Origin of the sequence: Schaalia odontolytica (assembly GCF_002847525.1) — a bacterium.
GTDB lineage: Bacteria > Actinomycetota > Actinomycetes > Actinomycetales > Actinomycetaceae > Pauljensenia > Pauljensenia odontolytica_B.
Genome location: NZ_PKKM01000006.1, coordinates 142,215 through 159,246, shown reverse-complemented (window position 1 = coordinate 159,246; position 17,032 = coordinate 142,215). Strand labels below are relative to the sequence as shown.

The 17,032-nt window shown below is 65.3% G+C and carries 13 protein-coding genes; 9 read left to right on the top strand and 4 right to left on the bottom strand.

Features of this window, described 5'->3' with window-relative positions; all coding sequences use genetic code 11:
- Nucleotides 1-24: 24 nt before the first annotated feature.
- Both dhaK and CYJ22_RS05695 read right to left on the bottom strand, forming a co-directional pair.
- A complete protein-coding gene (gene dhaK / locus CYJ22_RS05700; RefSeq protein WP_101601720.1) occupies nucleotides 25-1,017 on the bottom strand; it encodes a dihydroxyacetone kinase subunit DhaK in 993 nt (330 codons plus the stop codon).
- Nucleotides 1,018-1,136: 119 nt separating this feature from the next.
- Entirely contained in the window at nucleotides 1,137-2,807 is a 1,671-nt protein-coding gene (locus CYJ22_RS05695) for a bifunctional folylpolyglutamate synthase/dihydrofolate synthase (protein WP_101601718.1), read from the bottom strand.
- 233 nt (nucleotides 2,808-3,040) lie between these two features.
- Between CYJ22_RS05695 and CYJ22_RS05690 the strand changes: the two genes are divergently transcribed.
- Both CYJ22_RS05690 and CYJ22_RS05685 read left to right on the top strand, forming a co-directional pair.
- The gene (locus CYJ22_RS05690; protein WP_207760514.1) at nucleotides 3,041-3,415 is read left to right on the top strand and encodes a 50S ribosomal protein L7/L12; all 375 of its coding nucleotides are present in this window, start codon (nucleotides 3,041-3,043) and stop codon (nucleotides 3,413-3,415) included.
- A 314-nt stretch (nucleotides 3,416-3,729) separates the two neighbouring features.
- Nucleotides 3,730-4,209: a hypothetical protein gene (locus CYJ22_RS05685; protein WP_007588590.1), complete on the top strand. Its 480-nt coding sequence runs from the start codon at nucleotides 3,730-3,732 to the stop codon at nucleotides 4,207-4,209.
- A gap of 121 nt (nucleotides 4,210-4,330) precedes the next feature.
- Here the strand turns inward: CYJ22_RS05685 and ileS are convergent, their stop codons facing one another.
- The gene (gene ileS / locus CYJ22_RS05680; RefSeq protein ID WP_101601716.1) at nucleotides 4,331-7,606 is read right to left on the bottom strand and encodes an isoleucine--tRNA ligase; all 3,276 of its coding nucleotides are present in this window, start codon (nucleotides 7,604-7,606) and stop codon (nucleotides 4,331-4,333) included.
- A gap of 364 nt (nucleotides 7,607-7,970) precedes the next feature.
- On the opposite strand from ileS, the gene CYJ22_RS05670 reads away from it, so the two are divergent.
- From CYJ22_RS05670 to CYJ22_RS05645, 6 genes are all read left to right on the top strand, one after another.
- Nucleotides 7,971-8,972: a permease gene (locus tag CYJ22_RS05670; protein ID WP_101601712.1), complete on the top strand. Its 1,002-nt coding sequence runs from the start codon at nucleotides 7,971-7,973 to the stop codon at nucleotides 8,970-8,972.
- On the top strand, nucleotides 8,969-9,820 hold the full coding sequence (locus tag CYJ22_RS05665) for a TIGR03943 family putative permease subunit (protein ID WP_101601709.1): 852 nt from the start codon (nucleotides 8,969-8,971) through the stop codon (nucleotides 9,818-9,820). The genes CYJ22_RS05670 and CYJ22_RS05665 overlap by 4 nt, the downstream gene beginning before the upstream one ends.
- Nucleotides 9,821-9,949: 129 nt before the next feature.
- A complete protein-coding gene (locus CYJ22_RS05660; protein WP_101601707.1) occupies nucleotides 9,950-11,470 on the top strand; it encodes a sulfatase-like hydrolase/transferase in 1,521 nt (506 codons plus the stop codon).
- A 155-nt stretch (nucleotides 11,471-11,625) separates the two neighbouring features.
- Nucleotides 11,626-12,843 carry an ROK family transcriptional regulator gene (locus CYJ22_RS05655; protein WP_101601704.1) on the top strand — a complete coding sequence of 406 codons (1,218 nt, stop codon included), beginning with the start codon at nucleotides 11,626-11,628 and terminating at the stop codon, nucleotides 12,841-12,843.
- A complete protein-coding gene (locus tag CYJ22_RS05650) occupies nucleotides 12,840-14,099 on the top strand; it encodes an anaerobic sulfatase maturase (protein ID WP_101601701.1) in 1,260 nt (419 codons plus the stop codon). The genes CYJ22_RS05655 and CYJ22_RS05650 overlap by 4 nt, the downstream gene beginning before the upstream one ends.
- A gap of 3 nt (nucleotides 14,100-14,102) precedes the next feature.
- Nucleotides 14,103-14,903 carry a sulfite exporter TauE/SafE family protein gene (locus CYJ22_RS05645; protein ID WP_101601699.1) on the top strand — a complete coding sequence of 267 codons (801 nt, stop codon included), beginning with the start codon at nucleotides 14,103-14,105 and terminating at the stop codon, nucleotides 14,901-14,903.
- 41 nt (nucleotides 14,904-14,944) lie between these two features.
- Here CYJ22_RS05645 and CYJ22_RS05640 read toward each other — a convergent pair whose 3' ends face one another.
- Nucleotides 14,945-15,667, bottom strand: coding sequence for a hypothetical protein (locus tag CYJ22_RS05640; RefSeq protein ID WP_101601697.1), 723 nt, complete (start codon nucleotides 15,665-15,667; stop codon nucleotides 14,945-14,947).
- 199 nt (nucleotides 15,668-15,866) lie between these two features.
- Here CYJ22_RS05640 and CYJ22_RS05630 point away from each other — a divergent pair, with 199 nt between their 5' ends.
- The gene (locus CYJ22_RS05630) at nucleotides 15,867-16,976 is read left to right on the top strand and encodes a hypothetical protein (protein ID WP_133124157.1); all 1,110 of its coding nucleotides are present in this window, start codon (nucleotides 15,867-15,869) and stop codon (nucleotides 16,974-16,976) included.
- Nucleotides 16,977-17,032 lie beyond the last annotated feature (56 nt).

The window sequence follows — 17,032 nt, the reverse complement described above, 5'->3', positions numbered from 1 at the left end:
TTTCTCCTTGTTCTGCCTCGTTGCTTACTTCCAGGCGACCGTGTTCACGGGCGCGTCGAAGAGCTCGAGGAGCTCATCGTCGGCGCGCATGAGGGTCACGGACACGCCGGGCATCTCCAGGCTGGTGACATAGTTGCCGACCATCTGGCGGGCGATCTCGATACCGTCCTTCTTGAGGAGGGCAGCGAGGGCGCGGAAGCAGATGTAGAGCTCGGAGACGGGGGTGCCGCCCATGCCGTTGACGAGGGCCACGACGCGCTCGCCTTCAGTCAGGCCGAGGTCTTCACGCACGCGCTCGTAGAGTTCGGCGACGAGGCTGTCTGCGGTCTCCATGGAGCCGCGGCGGTATCCGGGCTCACCGTGGATGCCGATGCCCAGCTCGATCTCGTCCTCACCCAGGTCGAAGGAGGGCTTGCCGGCGTGGGGCACGGTGCAGGGGCCCAGGGCCAGGCCCATGGAGCGGGTCTGGTCGTTAACCTTGGTGGCGATGCGGGTGACTTCCTCGAGGGAGTCTCCGCGCTCGGCGGCAGCGCCCGCGATCTTCTCCACGAATATCGTGCCGGCGACGCCGCGGCGCCCCGCTGTGTAGAGGGAATCCTCGACGGCCACGTCATCGTTGACGACGACCGATGAGACCTTAATGTCCTCCATGTCGGCCAGCTCGGCGGCGGTCTCGAAGTTGAGGACGTCGCCCGTGTAGTTCTTGACGATGTGCAGGACGCCCGCACCGTGGTCGGCGGCCTTCGTGGCCTCGAGGATCGGGTCGGGGGTGGGCGACGTGAAGACCGCGCCGGGCACGGCCGCATCCAGCATGCCTTCGCCGACGAAGCCCGCGTGCAGGGGCTCGTGTCCGGATCCGCCGCCGGAGACGAGGCCGACCTTGCCCTCAGCCTTGGGGACGTGACGGGTCACGAAGTCGGGCGAGTAATGGACATCGACGAGGTCGGGGTGGGCCAGGGCGAAACCTTCGAGGGTTTCGCGGACGACGGCGTGGACGTCATTGACGAGCTTCTTCATGATGCCTCCTTGCACATTGCTCATCTGTACTTGTATGCGTGATCAATCGTGCCACCTTTGAGCACGAAATCCCAACCGTGGCGGCCGCCACGATGCGGCCGCCTTGGTTGGGTTACATCCTAGCGTGGGCTGTGACCGGCGAGGGCCAGCATTTCCCCGGCCAGCATGACCGAGCCAAACACGAGAACTCCGCTACGATCCGCGGGTTCAGCCCCGGCCTCGGCGACCTCGGCTGCACGATCGACCGCGTCGGCCAGCGACTCGCGCACGTCTACCCGGTCAGGACCGAAGACCTCCTCGGCGATCTCAGCCAGGCGCGCGATGTCGGCTGCTCGCTCGCCCGGCATCTGCGTGACGACGAGGTGATCGATGAAGGGTTCGACCTCGGACAGGACGCCTTCGACGTCCTTGTCCCCCATCGCCGCGTACACGCCCGCGATGCGCGCGAACCCAAAGGACGATTCCACGGCCTCGCGCAGGGTGGCCGCACCCGCAGGGTTGTGCGCGGCGTCCACGATGATCGTGGGCGAATGACGCACGACCTGCATGCGTCCCGGGCTGGAGGCGTTCATGAGGCCCTGCTCGACGATGCGACCGTCCAGGCCGCGGCCGCCCATGAAGGCCTCGACGGCGACGAGGGCCGCCGCCGCGTTATGGGCCTGATACTGGCCAAACAGCGGGACGAACACGTCCTCGTAGACCGCGGATGGCGTGCGGATCGTGACCATCTGGCCGCCGACCCCCATCTGGCGATCCACGACCTCGAAGTCGCGGCCCTCGACGCGGGCGATCGCGTCGACGGAGCGGGCCTGCTCGAGCAGGATGTCGAGGACTTCCTCCTCCTGAGCCATGATGACGACAACCTGGCCGGGCTTGATGATGCCCGCCTTTTCGCGCGCGATTTCCTCAATCGTAGAGCCGAGCCACTTCGTGTGGTCCAGGGCGATCGGCGTGATGACGGAGACGCCCGCGTCAATGACGTTCGTGGCGTCCCAGCGCCCGCCCATGCCGACCTCGACGACGGCGGCGTCGACCGGGTAGTCGGCGAAGGCCGCGTACGCCATGATTGTGAACACCTCGAAGAAGGACAGACGGGGGCCGCCCTCCTGCGAGCTGCGCTCGTCCACCATGCCGATGTAGGGCTCGGTGTCCTCCCATGCGCGCACGAAGCCCTCGCGCGTGATCGGGTGGCCCTCGAGCGAGATGCGCTCGCGCACGTCGAGCAGGTGCGGGCTCGTGAAGCGGCCCGTCTTCATGCCGAAAGCGGTGAGCAGCGAGTCGATCATGCGCGACGTGGAGGTCTTACCGTTCGTGCCCGTGATGTGGATCGACGGGTAGGAGTTCTGCGGGTCGCCCAGGATGTCCAAGGCGAGCTTGACGCGATCGAGCGTGGGGTCGATGTCGTGCTCGGGGGCGCGCGCGACGATGGACTGGTAGATCTCCTGCACGCGGGCATCCAGGGCGACGTCCTCCTCGGCCTTCGCCAGCGCGGCCTCGTGGGATGCACGCTCGTCGCGTGCCTCGGCGGCGTCGTCGGCGAAGTCCTCGTCCACCTCGCCCTCGATCTCGGCGAGGACGGACGGGTCGGGGCCGAGCAGCAGCGAGTGCTCGACGAGTGCGCGCAGCGCGGCCTCGCGTTCGCCCTCCTCAGCCTGAGGGTCGACGCCCTCCCCCGCCTCGGTCTCCTCGACCTCGTCGGCCGCTTCCAGGTACGGGATCAGGTCGGCCGGGATGCCGCCCTGCTGGTCCTCGTGGGTGGGGTCTTGTCCGAAGAACGATTCGCCTGCCATGTTTCCTCCGCTGCTCGCAGTGTCTTCGCTATTTTACCGGGCAAGGCGCGGCGGGCGGCTTGTTCCGCCGGTCACGGCGCGTTGTCGCGCACAGTCCGCGCGTCGTCATCGACGAGGCCGGGGCGGGTGTCTCCGGGAACCTTCGTATTCGCCGCAGGCCGATCGACGGCACCGGGTCGGCGAAGACGGATAGGATTGCTTCCATCAAGGTTTTCCCCTCAAGGAGGCAACACGTGGGTAAGTGGTTTGGTCAGGCCAGCGAAATCGAAGAGCTGCGCGCCGAAAACCGCCAGCTGAAGGAACAGGTCGCGAACCTCGAGGCGCGACTGCGTGCCGCTTACGCGGACGCTGGGGTCACGGCTCTCGCCGGCTCCTCCTCCCCCGCCCCCGAGGCAGCGGTCCCGCAGGCCTCAGGTCCCGCCTTTCCAGCCGGTGCACCCAACCCGGCCTCGGCCTCGTTCCCGGAGCTGAGCGCAGCCGAACTCCAGATGATCGCCGAGGGCAGGACTCTCTACGCCGTCAAGGCCTACCGGGACCGCACCGGCGTCGGCCTGAAGACGGCGAAGGCAGCAATCGACGCCGCCCGCAGCGCGTCGGCACATAGGTGACCGTTTCTCCGGTGACGCTCGCTCATGCGGATAGGTTGTGCGCTTGCGGATAGGTTATGCAGATACGGATAGGTTATTAACCTATCCACATGCTCGTAACCTATCCGCATCATCGTCACCACCACTTTCCGGAGGCACTGCAGCACTCCGAACGACAAAATGGCCACGAGGATACCTCCACATTCTCAGACTGCTTCACGGGTAAGAACAACACGCCGTCACAACAGTAATTACACATTAACTATTCAGGTTAGGGTGTCATCATCCACGCAGGCGCGTGACCCCATCACGCATCAATTGCCACGGAGGCACCCATGAAACAAGCGATCATTGCTGGAGCGTGCATCATTGCACTCGCTACCCTCGGAGCATGCTCAAACACTACTGAAAGCTCGGCTTCGAACACGCCAAACCAGCCAGTTAGCTCGGCCGCACCTACTACCGAATCCCCGGCCACACCGGCGAACCTGACGGGCACCTGGAAAGAAAAGAACCCGAACGAAGACAGCTACCAGATCGCTAGAGTCACCGCTGACACCATCGAGATCTACTGGCACACGTCCGACAGTGACGCTCTGTACTGGGCGGGTAGCTACATTGCCCCGACAGATTCGAAGACACCGTACACGTGGGATTCCGTCAACGATACAGAAAAAACCGGATCTGCAATTCTTGCATCCTCTGACGAGACCAAGACCTTCACCTACTCCGACGACACTATCTCCTACAGCGTGACAGCGCTGGGAGTCACCAAGAAGGTCATCTTGGAGCGTGCTGACATCGATGTTCCCTAACGAAATTTCCATCTGATCAACGCACAAGGTTGGGGCCGGGAGATTTTCCTCCCGGCCCCAACCTATGCATGCGGGCGGGCCGCGCTTTCGCGCAGCCCGCCCGCCTGAGTAGCGACAGCACTCAGTGCTTGGCGACGCTCACGGTGAGCTTGTCGCCGGCCTCGACCTCAAGCGACAGAGCGAGGGTCTCGGCGGCGATCATGTCGCGCCAGGTCTCCACGTCGGCCACGTGATCGGCGGGAACCGTCAGCGACAGGTCGATGCGGTCCGCGATGTGCAGGCCGGCGTTCTTACGCTCGTCCTGAACGGCGCGCACGACGTCGCGGGCGTAGCCCTCGGCCTCGAGCTCAGGGGTCAGCTCCGTATCGAGCACGACGAAGGTGCCCGACGCCAGAACGTCCGCGACCTGGCCCTCGGCGGCGTCCACGGAGGTGGACACGGAGAACATGTCGCCCGTGAGCACCAGCGGCGCCCCATCCAGCTCGACGGAGGCGAAACGGCACTCGCCATCCACGACCTCCCACTCGCCGGACTTCTGAGCCTTGAACAGCTGGCTCGTCAGCTTACGGACAGCCGGATCGAAGGCGCGCGGGTTCAGCGCCAGCTCGGTACGGACGCTCAGGCCCGAGTCCTGCGGCGCAGAGAAGACCACGGACTTCACGTTCACCTCGGAGGCGATCAGATCCGCGAAGGGCTCCAGCGCAGCGAAGTTCTCCGACACGACCAGCAGCGAGGCCAGCGGCTGGCGCACGCGCAGCTGGTGCGTCTTACGCAGCGCGTGGGCTGCCGACACGATCGAACGAACCTCATCCATCGCGGCGACCAGCTCGGGGGCGTCCACGGCCTCGTCAATGACGGGGAAGTCAACGAGGTGCACGGACTCGCCGCCCGTCAGGCCGCGCCAGATCTCCTCGCTCAGCAGCGGCAACAGGGGCGCCGCCAGCTCCATGAGCGTCACGAGGGCCGTGTACAGCGTGTCGAATGCGGCGCCGTCCTCGTCCCAGAAGCGCTGACGCTGGGTACGCACGTACCAGTTCGTCAGAACATCCAGGTAGTCGCGGATCGCCTCGCACGCGCCGGCCACGTCGTAGCCGTCGAGCGCGCCGCGCACGTCCTCGGCGAGGGTGCGGGTGTGGGCCAGCAGGTAATGGTCCATCTGCGCCAGCGCGGCCACGGCCTCGGGCGACGACAGATCGATGCTCGAGGCCTCGTAGCCCTCGCCCTTGTTGCAGGCACCCGCGTACAGCGTGAAGAAGTAGTACGTGTTCCAGATGGGCAGCAGCACCTGACGGACGGTATCGCGGATCGACTCCTCCTTGACGATCAGGTTGCCGCCGCGCACGACCGGGCTCGACATGAGGAACCAACGCATCGCGTCGGAGCCGTACTTGTTGAACACCTCGGCCACGTCCGGGTAGTTACGCAGCGACTTACTCATCTTCAGGCCGTCGTCACCCAGGACGATGCCGTGGGAGACGCACGAGCGGAACGCGGGGCGATCGAAGAGCGCGGTCGCCAGAACGTGCAGCGTGTAGAACCAGCCGCGCGTCTGACCGATGTACTCGACGATGAAGTCGCCCGGGTAGTGGTTCTCGAACCATTCCTGGTTCTCGAAGGGGTAGTGCACCTGCGCGAAGGGCATCGAGCCGGACTCGAACCAGCAGTCAAACACGTCGGAGATGCGACGCATCGTCGACTTGCCCGTCGGGTCGTCCGGGTTCGGGCGCGTCAGGGAGTCGATGAAGGGACGGTGGAAGTCCGTGACCTTCACGCCGAAGTCGGCCTCGAGCTCCGCGATGGAACCGTAGACGTCGGTGCGTGGGTATGCCGGATCATCCGAGACCCACACGGGGATCGGCGCACCCCAGAAGCGGTTACGCGAGATCGACCAGTCGCGGGCGCCCTCCAGCCACTTGCCGAAGATGCCGTCCTTGGTGTGCGCGGGGGTCCAGGTGATCTCCTGGTTGAGCTCCACCATGCGGTCGCGGATCTCGGTGACGCGGACGAACCACGAGGACACGGCCTTGTACATGAGGGGCTTGCGGCAGCGCCAGCAGTGCGGGTAGGAGTGCACGTAGGACTTCTCGCGCACCAGCACCGCGCGGATCTCGGGGGCACGACGCGCGATGGGGCCACCCTGCTCGCGCAGGTCGGCGACCACGTAGCGGTTCGCGTCGAAGATCTGCATGCCCTCGTAGTCGCTCACCTCGGAGGTGAAGACACCGCCCTCGTCGACGGGCATGACGAGGCCAATGCCGTACTCCATGCACGTCCACATGTCGTCCTCACCGAAGGCGGGAGCCTGGTGGACGAGGCCGGTGCCGTCCGTGGTCGTCACGTAGTCGGCGGCGATGATCGACCAGCCGTTGGGGCCGGGAGCGCCACCCTCAGCGCGGCGCTCGGGGGTGTCGAAGTAGTCGTAGATCGGGTGGTAGTGGGTGCCCACCAGCTCCGAGCCCTTGTAGGTGGCCACGACGGCGGGTTCCTCGCCCAGCTCCTTGGCGTAGGCGGGGATCAGGTCGGTGGCGATGAGGACGCGCTCGCCCGCGAGGACACCCTCGTGGTCGGAGGCGACCTCGACGAGGGAGTATTCGATCTCCGGGCCCACGGCGACGGCCGAGTTCGAGGGCAGGGTCCACGGCGTGGTCGTCCAGATGAGGGCCAGCTCGGGGCGCGCCGAGTCTTCGCGCAGCTTCGTCTCGAGACGCAGGCCCACCGTCACCGTGTTGTCGGTGCGGTCCTGGTACACGTCGTCGTCCATCTTGAGCTCGTGATTGCTCAGAGGCGTGCGGTCGTTCCAGCAGTAGGGCAGGACGCGGTGGCCCTGGTAGGCCAGGCCCTTATCGTAGAGCTGCTTGAACGCCCAGATCACGGACTCGGTGTAGGACATGTCGAGCGTCTTGTAGTCGTTCTCGAAGTCCACCCAGCGTGCCTGGCGGGTGACGTACTCTTCCCATTCCTTCGTGTAGCGCAGGACGGAGGAGCGGCAGGCAGCGTTGAACGCCTCGATGCCGATGCCACCCTCGCGGGTGATCTCGGTGACGTCCTCGATGCCGAGCTGGCGCTGCGCCTCGAGCTCTGCGGGCAGGCCGTGCGTGTCCCAGCCGAAGCGGCGCTCGACGCGGTGGCCCTTCATGGTCTGGTAGCGGCCCACGACGTCCTTGACGTAGCCGGTCAGGAGGTGACCGTAGTGGGGCAGGCCGTTGGCGAAAGGCGGGCCATCGTAGAACACGAACTCGTTGGAGCCATTCTCGCCGGCGTCGCGCATCTCAATGGACTTGCGGAAGGTGTCGTTGCTGGCCCAGAACGCCAGGGTGCCCTCTTCCATCGTGGGGAAGGAAGGGCTGGGGTCCACCTCGTCTTGCCGGTGGCGGGGGTAGAAGCCGTGCTTCGTCATGAGTGTCCTCGTCTCGCGCCTATACAGGGACGAGGACCGGCGTCGCCGGCACCCGCGGTACCACCCCGCTTGCCGCTCCCTCGCCGGGTGCGGCCGCTTCGTTGGGGCTGTGTCGGGCCCTCCCGTCCGGTTCTACTGGAGGGTACGAGGCCGTGGCCGGCTTTCGCGTTCCTCTTTCTTCCGGATGCTCCCCGGTGATACCCCGCTGAAGCGGGCCGGATCGTAGCGAAAAACCAGTGTAGCGAAGAAACATCGGTACGCCCACCGGGCGGCGAGTCTCTCTGCCCACAGCGCACAGAGTGTCGCCCGGCGCGTGGTCGGCCTCGGCCCGCCGCCACTGCCCTAGAGTTGTGGGGTGAGTGTGATGGAAACGAAGAGCCCGGCGCGCCCGTGGGGCGCACTGATCGGCGCGTTTGTCCTGGTGGCATTGATCACCGTGTGGGCGGCGCAGGGCGTTCTGGCCGGAACAGGCGTGCCCATTGGCCGCGCTGCGACGATCGCCGTGGGCATGACTTTGCAGGCGATCCCCTTTTTGCTCTTGGGCGTGTTCGTCGCAGAGCTCATCGAGGCCTTCGTTTCCCCGTCACTCATCGCCCGCGTATTCCCGACGAACCCGGTCGCCTCCGTGTTTGCCGCCCTCGTCGCGGCATTCCTCCTGCCGGTGTGCGATTGCTCGGCGGTGCCGATTTTCCGTTCGCTGCTACGCAAGGGTGTTCCGCTGTCGGCTGCAACAACCCTCATGCTGGCGTCCCCTGCAATTAATCCCCTGGTGATCGCCTCGACCTATTACGCCTTTGGGTCGTGGTCGTTAGTGGTGGCGCGTATCGGGTTGAGTATCATCGTCGCGCTCACCGTCGGCCTGTCCATGTTGTTCTCCGCTCCGCGCGCACTGCGCGAGGATCATGATCTCCATGAAGGCGATACCTGCGGGTGCGAGGGCGGCTGCGCGGTCCCAGATCGATCGTTCTCGGGCGTGCTGGGCGCAACGGGTCAATCTTTCGGCAGGATTCTCCCCTACCTGCTGGGCGGAGTCGCCGCCTCGACGCTTGCTCAGGTCTTCTGGCCGGTGTCATCTCTCCTCGCAGGCATGCCGGCAGCTGGTGCGCTGGCGCTCATGATGGGTGCTGGTTTCGCCCTCTCCCTGTGTTCGTCTTCTGACGCGGTCATCGCCCGATCCCTCGCATCTCTCGCCCCAACCGGCGCGCTCATGGGATTCATGGTCTACGGGCCGATGATGGACGTGAAGAACGTGGCCCTCCTCGCTTCGCAATTCCGCGGCGCTTTCGTGGCTCGTTTGTTCATGACGGTGACGGCGGTAGCTGCGCTCGTGATTGGCTGCGCCTGGTGGGCGGGGGTGCTCGCATGAAGCTTCTTGATCGCCTCGCTCCGGTTGCGGAGTCCCTGTCGCTGGCCGGCCTGGGTGCCGGACTGCTCTGGCTGTCGCTGTCGGGCCGCTACGCGTCCTTCGTTCCCCCATCCGCACGCCTGGGGATCATCGTCTCGGGGGCCGGCTTGCTTGCCTGTTCGCTCGCCTTGTCCGCTCGGCTTGGGGCGGGCGAGCACGAGCACACCGACACCGAGCACGGTCGTCGCGCACTGACGCGTGCCCTGGTCGCGCTTCTGGCGAGCGCTCTCATCGTTCTCCCCTTCCGAGTCTCTCCGTCGGAGTTGGCGTCCACCGCGTGGAGCGCCCGCGGGGCCGATGCGGGCCCGGCCTCCGGCCTCGACGCCGGGGATGACGAGGGCACCTCCGCGTCATCTTCCTCTTCGGAGGGCGACGCTTCCCCCGCCACTACTAGCCAGAGCGGGAACACGTCTCAGGTGCCATCGACGGGGACGCTTGAGCTGACGACGGATAACTTCTACAGCCAGGTTGAGGAGTTGATCGCCAACGGGCGCGCCCACGACGGCCAACACATCGACCTCGTCGGTTTCGTGGTGAGCCCGGAGGCGGCGCGCGGGCAGGCCTCGATCCCCCGAGTGACGGAGGAAGAGAGCTTCGCGGTGGCGCGCATGGCGATCTGGTGCTGCGCGGCTGACGCCTACCCAGTCGGTTTCGCGGTGCGTTGGAGCGGCCCCACTCCCGAGGCGGACAGCTGGGTGCGCGTGAGCGGCACGCTGCGGGTGCGCGGCACGAAGGCGCTCGTCATCGAGGCCGATTCGGTTGAGGTGACAGACGCTCCAAACCCGGAGTTCGTCATCCAGTCACGATAAACCCAATTGGTAATGCGGCTCACTCTGAGTCTTTTTGTCCGTCTCAGTGGACGCAAAACCATGCGCGTACAGTGAAGTGTGAGCGAGCGTACGCTGTTCGTCGCCCGCCACTGGGAGAAGGAGTCACTGATGACCCACACACCGCGGGATATCCCCGACAACGTACGCAACGTCCTGGTCATCATGACCGACCAGCACCGCACCGACACAATCGGCTGCCTGGGCAACCCCCACGCGCAAACCCCCGTCATCGACGCGATGGGCGAATCGGGCTTCGCCTTCACCCACTGCTTCACCCCCACGGCTATCTGCACGCCGGCGCGCGCCTCGCTCCTGACCGGCAAGCGCCCGGGCAAGCACCAGGTGCTGGCCAACCCCGAGTGGAACATCGCCTACCAGGTCTCGATCCCCGAGGGCACGTGGACGTACACGCAGGAGCTGCGCGATGCCGGTTACAACGTCGGCATCGTCGGCAAATACCACTGCGGCTACAACCTGCCCGACAAGTTCGGCGCAGACGACGACACCTACTGGGGTGCCGAAAACCCGGTCGCCAACGAGAAGTACGTCGCCTGGCTCGAGGCCAACAACCTCCCGCCGGTGCGCGCGCACGACCTGTGGCGCGGCAAGCTGCCCGGCGGGCGCGATGGCCACATCATCGCCGCACGCCTCGACCAGCCCGAGGAGGCCACCTTCGAGCGCTTCCTGGCCGACCGGGCGATCGAGAAGCTTCGCGAGTACGCGGCCGACTGGAAGGACTCGAAGCAGCCCTTCTGCCTCGACGTGCACTTCTTCGGCCCCCACCTGCCCTACTTCCTGCCCGACGAGTGGTTCGACCTCATCAATCCCGACGACGTCGAGCTGCCGGAAAACTTCGGCGACTCCCTCATCGGCAAGCCCCCGATCCAGGAGAACTACGCGACCTACTGGTCCACGTCCTCGTTCACGAACGAGCAGTGGAAGAAGCTCATCGCGGTCTACTGGGGCTACACGGCCATGATCGACTTCGAGATCGGGCGCATCATGGACGTGGCGCGCGAGCTAGGCATCCTGGACGACACGGCGGTCTTCTTCTGCGCGGACCACGGTGAGTTCACGGGCTCTCACCGTCTCAACGACAAGGGTCCGATGATGTACGACGACATCTACAACGTGCCCTTCATCGCCCACATCCCCGGCGTCTCGACCGTGGGACGCTCCGACGCATTCGTCTCCCTCATCGACCTGCCGGCCACGGTGCTCGACATCGCTGGCCTGGACACCTCGCTCGTGGAGGACGGTCGCTCGATCGTGGACCTGACGCGCGGCGGGGACGTCGAAGGCTGGCGCGAGGACATCGTGTGCGAGTTCCACGGCCACCACTTCCCCCTCCAGCAGCGCATGCTGCGCACGCGGGACTTCAAGCTCGTCATCAACCCCGAGTCGATCAACGAGCTCTACGACCTGCGCCTGGATCCGGCCGAGATGAACAACGTGTACACCGTGCCCGTCTACGACGAGATCCGCAGGGAGCTGGCCACCAACCTGTACCTGCAGCTGCGTGAGCGCGGGGATCACTCCTTCGCCAAGTGGATGGCGGCGATGACGGACTTCGACATCCCGCTGGTGAACACGGCTCGCTCCGACCTCGACGAGGTCACGAGCGACTAACCCCCTGCCTCGGCGGCGGGAGGACACGCATGATCCCGCCGCCGAGGCCAACGCGCGCCCTGCACACCCCACACAGTGACGCGTATCATAGCAACTGTCAACGAGGCCGGAGCCCCCAAGCGGACACCAACGACGAAGCGCCGGGAAGGAGAGGCATGCACTACCCCACACGCAGACCACTACCCACCCTCGAAGACCGCATCGTCGCCCACCTGGCCAAAGCCCCCGCAACGCGCTCCCAGCTGTGCGAGGCTCTCGACACCTCGCGCACGAACCTGGGGCGTGCGCTCACCACCCTCCTCGACGAGGGATCGGTGACGCCCGTGCGCACGAACGCCCCCGGACGAGGCCGCCCCACCCAGCTCCTCACCCTCAACTCCTCGGCAGCCCACTGCGTCGGCCTGAACGTCACGCGCACGTCGTGCGCGGGCGTCATGCTCTCACGCGCTGGCACCGTCCTGGCGGCCGTCCACATCGTCTCCCCCGCCTCCCCTTCCCTCCAGCTCTCTCTCGAGCAAACCTGCGAGGCATTGGCCGCGAGCGCAGCCCGTCAAGGGATCGACACCTCGACGGTGCGCGCGGTGGGCGTGGGTGTTCCCATTCCGATGGGGCGTAACGCCAGGCTTTCCTCGGACGCGTACCCGACTATGGAGGAGCTCAGCGAGCTCACGCGTCGCTGGTGGGATCCTCTCCCGATCGTCGACAACACCGTGCGCATGGCTGCGCTTGCGGAGGCCCTGTGGGGCGCGGGCGCGGACACGTCCTCGTTCATCTATCTGCGCCTGTCGGGAGGCGTAGGCGGCTGCGTCGTCTCCGATTTCCGCCTCGTTGGCGGGGCGGGCGGCCTGGCCGGGGAACTCGGACACATGACGGTAGGCGCCAATGACTCACCCTGCGCCTGCGGCAAGCGCGGTTGCCTCGAAACGCTGGCGTCCGTCCCGGCGCTGTGCGAGCGCGCGGGGGTTCGCGACGTCGCGGAGCTTCGCGCCGTCGTCCTCTCGGGCGATCCGCGCGCACGCCAGGCCCTGGATCGCGCGGCACAGGCTGTCGGCTATGTCTTAGGTTCGGCTGCGCTCCTCATTAACCCGCGGGCCATCATCGTGGCCGGCGAAGTCGTCGACGCGTTCCCGTCCCTGCGAACAGACATCGCAGCTTCCATGTACAAGGAGCTCCTTCCCGTCATGGAGTGGGACATCGACGTCGTCGGTGCCGCACTCGGACCGTTGGGGGCCGCTCAGGCCAGCGCCTACATCGCCGCCCACCCCTTTGAGGAGGACGGCGCAGCCGCCCACCACCCCGAGGAAGGCTCACCCCGGGAGGCGGGGCCATCCTCGTCAATGGAGGCGCGCAGCGATCATGGGGGCAGGCCGTGACGCGCTCAATCCCCTTCTCCGTCGTCACCAAACCGACGGGGGCCGCGTGCAACCTGGATTGCCAGTACTGCTTTTTCCTGTCCAAGGAACTGCTCTACGACGCGGCGGCACAGACCATGTCGGAGCAGACCTTGGAGCGCTACGTCGAGGCGTTCCTCGAGTCGAGCCCCGACGGCGAAGTCACGATGCTGTGGCAGGGCGGGGAGCCGACCCTGCGCGGCCTGCCTTTTTTTGAGCGGCTCATTGAGCTGTGTGAGCGCTACCGTCGCCCCACCCAGCAGGTGCGTCACGCCCTCCAGACGAACGGCACGCTGGTGACCGACGAGTGGGCCCGCTTTTTCACCGACCACAACTTCCTCGTGGGCGTGTCCATCGACGGGCCCGCGCCCCTGCACGACGCCTACCGGCTCAACCGTGGCGGGCGCGGCACCCACGCGATGGTTGTGCGCGGCTGGGAGGCCCTCACCCGCGCGGGCGTGGAGACGAACATTCTGTGCACGGTCAACGCCGCGAACGAGGACCACGGGGAGGAGGTGTACCGCTACTTCCGCGATGATCTGGGGGCCCGCTACCTGCAGTTCATTCCCATCGTCGAGCGCGTGCGCGCCGCGGACCTGGCCCAGGCCGAGCGAGGCTGGCGCTCCGGGACCTCTGCGCTCCTGTACCGCCAAGACGGGGACTGCGTCACCAGCCGTTCCACGTCCCCCGCTTCCTACGGGCGCTTCCTGTGCGAGGTATTCGACCAGTGGCTGGCCGCCGACGTCGGCGAGGTCTTCATCCAGGACGTGGATTCGACACTGTCGGCCATGTTTGGATCGGCCACGGTGTGCGTGCATGCGCCCCAGTGCGGGGCGAACATGGCGATGGAGTTCAACGGGGACGTGTACGCCTGCGATCACTGGGTGGAGCCGGATTGGTTGGTCGGCTCGATCGACTCCTCGTCCTTCGCTCAGTTGGCCTCGTCCGACAAGATGCGCGAGTTTGCACGCCTCAAGCCCGGCCTGGACGACGAGTGCCGCGCATGCCCGCACCTGCGGCTGTGCTGGGGAGGGTGCCCGAAAGATCGTTTCGTGCGCCGCGGGGAGTCCACGCATAACTACCTGTGTGAGGGATACCGGGCGTTCTACGCGCATGCCACCCCTGCCCTGCGCGCGATGGGCATGCTGATCGCGGCGGGCAGGTCGGCCTCGGACATCATGGACCCCGCGGTTTCATCCTCCCTTGGACTATCTCTCACCACACCTATTCGGAAATGACCAATGATTGTTGAAGCGCTCCTCATCGGCGCATTCGTCGGCATCGTCGTCGGCTCGCTCGGCGCGGGAGGCGGCATCTTGTCGGTGCCGATCCTCGTCTACATTCTTGGGCAGGATCCGCATCAGGCGACGGGCTTGTCCCTCATCATCGTGGGGCTGACAGCTACCGTCTCGCTGGCGACGCGCGCTCGCAGCGGGAACGTCGCATGGCGCGAGGGCGCTCTGTTCGCCCTGGCTGGCCTCGTGGGCACGTGGGCGGGATCGGCTCTCGGCCCGCTCGTTTCGGCGCGTGCCCTCATGCTCTCCTTCTGCGCTCTCCTGGGAGCGGTCGCGGTCTTCATGGTGCGCTCCCAGATGCGCCCATCTGCCTCGTCCTCTTCAGACGAGGCCGGGGGTGCCGCTGACGTTCAGGGGTCCTGGACGCTCGCGACCGTGTGCCGGGTCGTCGCTCTGGCGACGCTAACGGGTTTCCTCACGGGATTCTTCGGTGTCGGCGGAGGCTTCGCAATCGTGCCCGCACTGCATCTGGCGCTGCGATACCCGATGAAGCGGGCCTCCGCGACATCCCTGCTGGTCATGGTCATCACCGCCGCCTTCGGGCTGGCGTCGCGCACGGCCGCCGGGACCCTGACGATCACCGCCGAGGCCGGGGTCATGGTCGCGCTCTTCGCCGCAGCATCGATGGGAGGAGGCATCGTGGGAGCCAGGCTCACCAAGAGAGTCTCGAACCGGGCTCTCGGCCTTGTCTTCGCCACACTTCTGGTGTGCGTGGCCGCCTCGACGCTGGTGGCCACACTCGCATAAAAGGCGCGCGAGACGAATGTCGTCTCGCGCGCCCTCATCGCTCAGCTGGCGGTCGTTCCTTCGCCCTGGGTTGAGGTATCCCCACTGCCCGGGTTTCCATTCTTACTGCCGGGGCCTCGGCCACCCTCCGGAGGAGGTCCCGGTCGAGTGCTGCCAGTGTCTCCCTGCTGCGAGCCCGGCCCCTGCTGGCCATTACCGGGGCCCTGCTGCTGACCACTACCGGGACCTTGCGGACCATTACCGGGACCCTGCTGCTGACCGTTACCCAGTCCTTGCTGACCATTACCCGGCCCCTGCTGGCCCTTGCCGGGGCCGAAATCCTCGTCCTCGTCACCGTCACCCTGGTCGCTGACACCGTCCTCGTAGCCCTGCTCGTAGAAGTCCTGACCATCGCCCACAACGGCCGCATGCGTGATGATGCCCGCGCCGAAGCCGACGGACAGCACTGCTGCTGCGGCGCCGGCGATGGCCGCGCGCTTGCCCCACGAGGTCTTCTTCGATGCAGGCTCGACTGTCGCGGCGCTCGCAGCCACGGCCTCGTCACCCGCCTGATCGTCGGCAGAAGCCCCCGCGACAGACTCCAGGGGCGTGCCAGCAAACGCATTGCTGGTTTCCTGCTGAGTAACGGGAGGCATCTGCGTCGTTTCCACCTGAGACGCATGGGTGGGTAGTACCTCGGTCTGCTCCGCAACCTGAGGCTCTGACTGGGGCAGGATCGAGGTGCGCTCGGTGTCACTTGACAGGTTCTTGTTGTCGTCCGCCATGGGGACGCTCCTTTCTGCTGATTTGTGCATCATTGCTTCGCAGATTAGGAGCGATACATAAGCGGACGTTATGGCGATACTGTGAAAACACTATGAAATCTAATGTGTTACACATCACTTGATTTGGCTTGCGCGATGCACCACCTCACATCTATTCTGCAACGTTCGCCTCCCGACGATCCCAGTGAAGAGGTGTCCCATGTCTACGAAGACTCTGACCATCACCACGCTTGCCGCAACGTGCGCACTCGCCCTCAGCGCCTGCGGCTCCTCCACTCCCGAGCCGAGCGAGACCCCAACCTTCACCCCCGACACCCCGACGAGCACAGCTCCAGCACCAGAACCCTCCAATTCACCCACACCGGACAGCAATTTCGCCGAGCTAGAGGGAAAGCCCATGCACGGCATCATCATCGAAGAAGAGCTGGACGGACAGCACCGCGTGCGCGCAATTGACCCAGTCACCTACAAGTCGGTAGCGACACGCACCTTCCCCCCAATCGACAGACTGGCGGAACAGCCGTTTCAGTACCACTGCTTCTATAACAGCTGCTACTCCCCAGACTTCACGTACGCGACCAGACGCAAAATGAACCCTGTCAACGAACGACTGTCATACAACACGGGCTTCATCGATACCACGGGCACCTTCACGGATGTCAGCGCGATGATCCCACTGACGGACGACGACAGGGATGTCAACGACGGCTACGGAACATTCTCAGCCGACGGATACTTCTACCTACAGCGCGTCTACACCACGCGAGACGGCAACACCTCGATGATCTACCGACTCAAGCCGGGAGAAACAACTCCCGAGCTCGTCAGCACTGTCGGGCAGGAGGACGAAAAGAACCTCTACTTCAATCTGTTGAAGGGAACCGAGTTGTCGACGAACAAGAAGTATGTCGACACACATACGAACGACGGCAACCTCTTCTGTTGGAAAGCCAACGAGACAATCTCCGTTGACAACATGTGCTACCAACTACATAAAGAAAAGGGACTCGTCGCTTTCCAGGCGACCACGCTCGACAACAAGCCTCGCCGCGAGGAAGACCGCATCGGAGAGAAGGTCATCTTCAAGCCAGAACTGCAAATCGAAGAAACCATCAGGGAGTACAGGCCATTCGTCAGCCCAGACGGGTCTCAAGTCGTCTTCGATCTGTACCTCAAGAATCCCACCGGCAATGATTGGCTCCCCATCAGATCCATGCACATCATCAACGCCGATGGTACCAACGACCGTACGCCCGATCCGACCGCAGAACAATGGGGCGCATTCCAGGTGATCGGATGGGTTGAGTAAATCAATACACGTCGGACACACAGACCCGAGGCCGGGACCGCAACGCGCACCCCATC

Coding starts and splice junctions, on each gene's coding strand:
- CYJ22_RS05645 (WP_101601699.1), top strand. CDS start 14,103: ATGATTGTTGAAGCGCTCCTCATCGGCGCATTCGTCGGCATCGTCGTC.
- CYJ22_RS05655 (WP_101601704.1), top strand. CDS start 11,626: ATGCACTACCCCACACGCAGACCACTACCCACCCTCGAAGACCGCATC.
- CYJ22_RS05695 (WP_101601718.1), bottom strand. CDS start 2,807: ATGGCAGGCGAATCGTTCTTCGGACAAGACCCCACCCACGAGGACCAG.
- CYJ22_RS05660 (WP_101601707.1), top strand. CDS start 9,950: ATGACCCACACACCGCGGGATATCCCCGACAACGTACGCAACGTCCTG.
- ileS (WP_101601716.1), bottom strand. CDS start 7,606: ATGACGAAGCACGGCTTCTACCCCCGCCACCGGCAAGACGAGGTGGAC.
- CYJ22_RS05665 (WP_101601709.1), top strand. CDS start 8,969: ATGAAGCTTCTTGATCGCCTCGCTCCGGTTGCGGAGTCCCTGTCGCTG.
- CYJ22_RS05630 (WP_133124157.1), top strand. CDS start 15,867: ATGTCTACGAAGACTCTGACCATCACCACGCTTGCCGCAACGTGCGCA.
- CYJ22_RS05670 (WP_101601712.1), top strand. CDS start 7,971: ATGGAAACGAAGAGCCCGGCGCGCCCGTGGGGCGCACTGATCGGCGCG.
- dhaK (WP_101601720.1), bottom strand. CDS start 1,017: ATGAAGAAGCTCGTCAATGACGTCCACGCCGTCGTCCGCGAAACCCTC.
- CYJ22_RS05685 (WP_007588590.1), top strand. CDS start 3,730: ATGAAACAAGCGATCATTGCTGGAGCGTGCATCATTGCACTCGCTACC.
- CYJ22_RS05640 (WP_101601697.1), bottom strand. CDS start 15,667: ATGGCGGACGACAACAAGAACCTGTCAAGTGACACCGAGCGCACCTCG.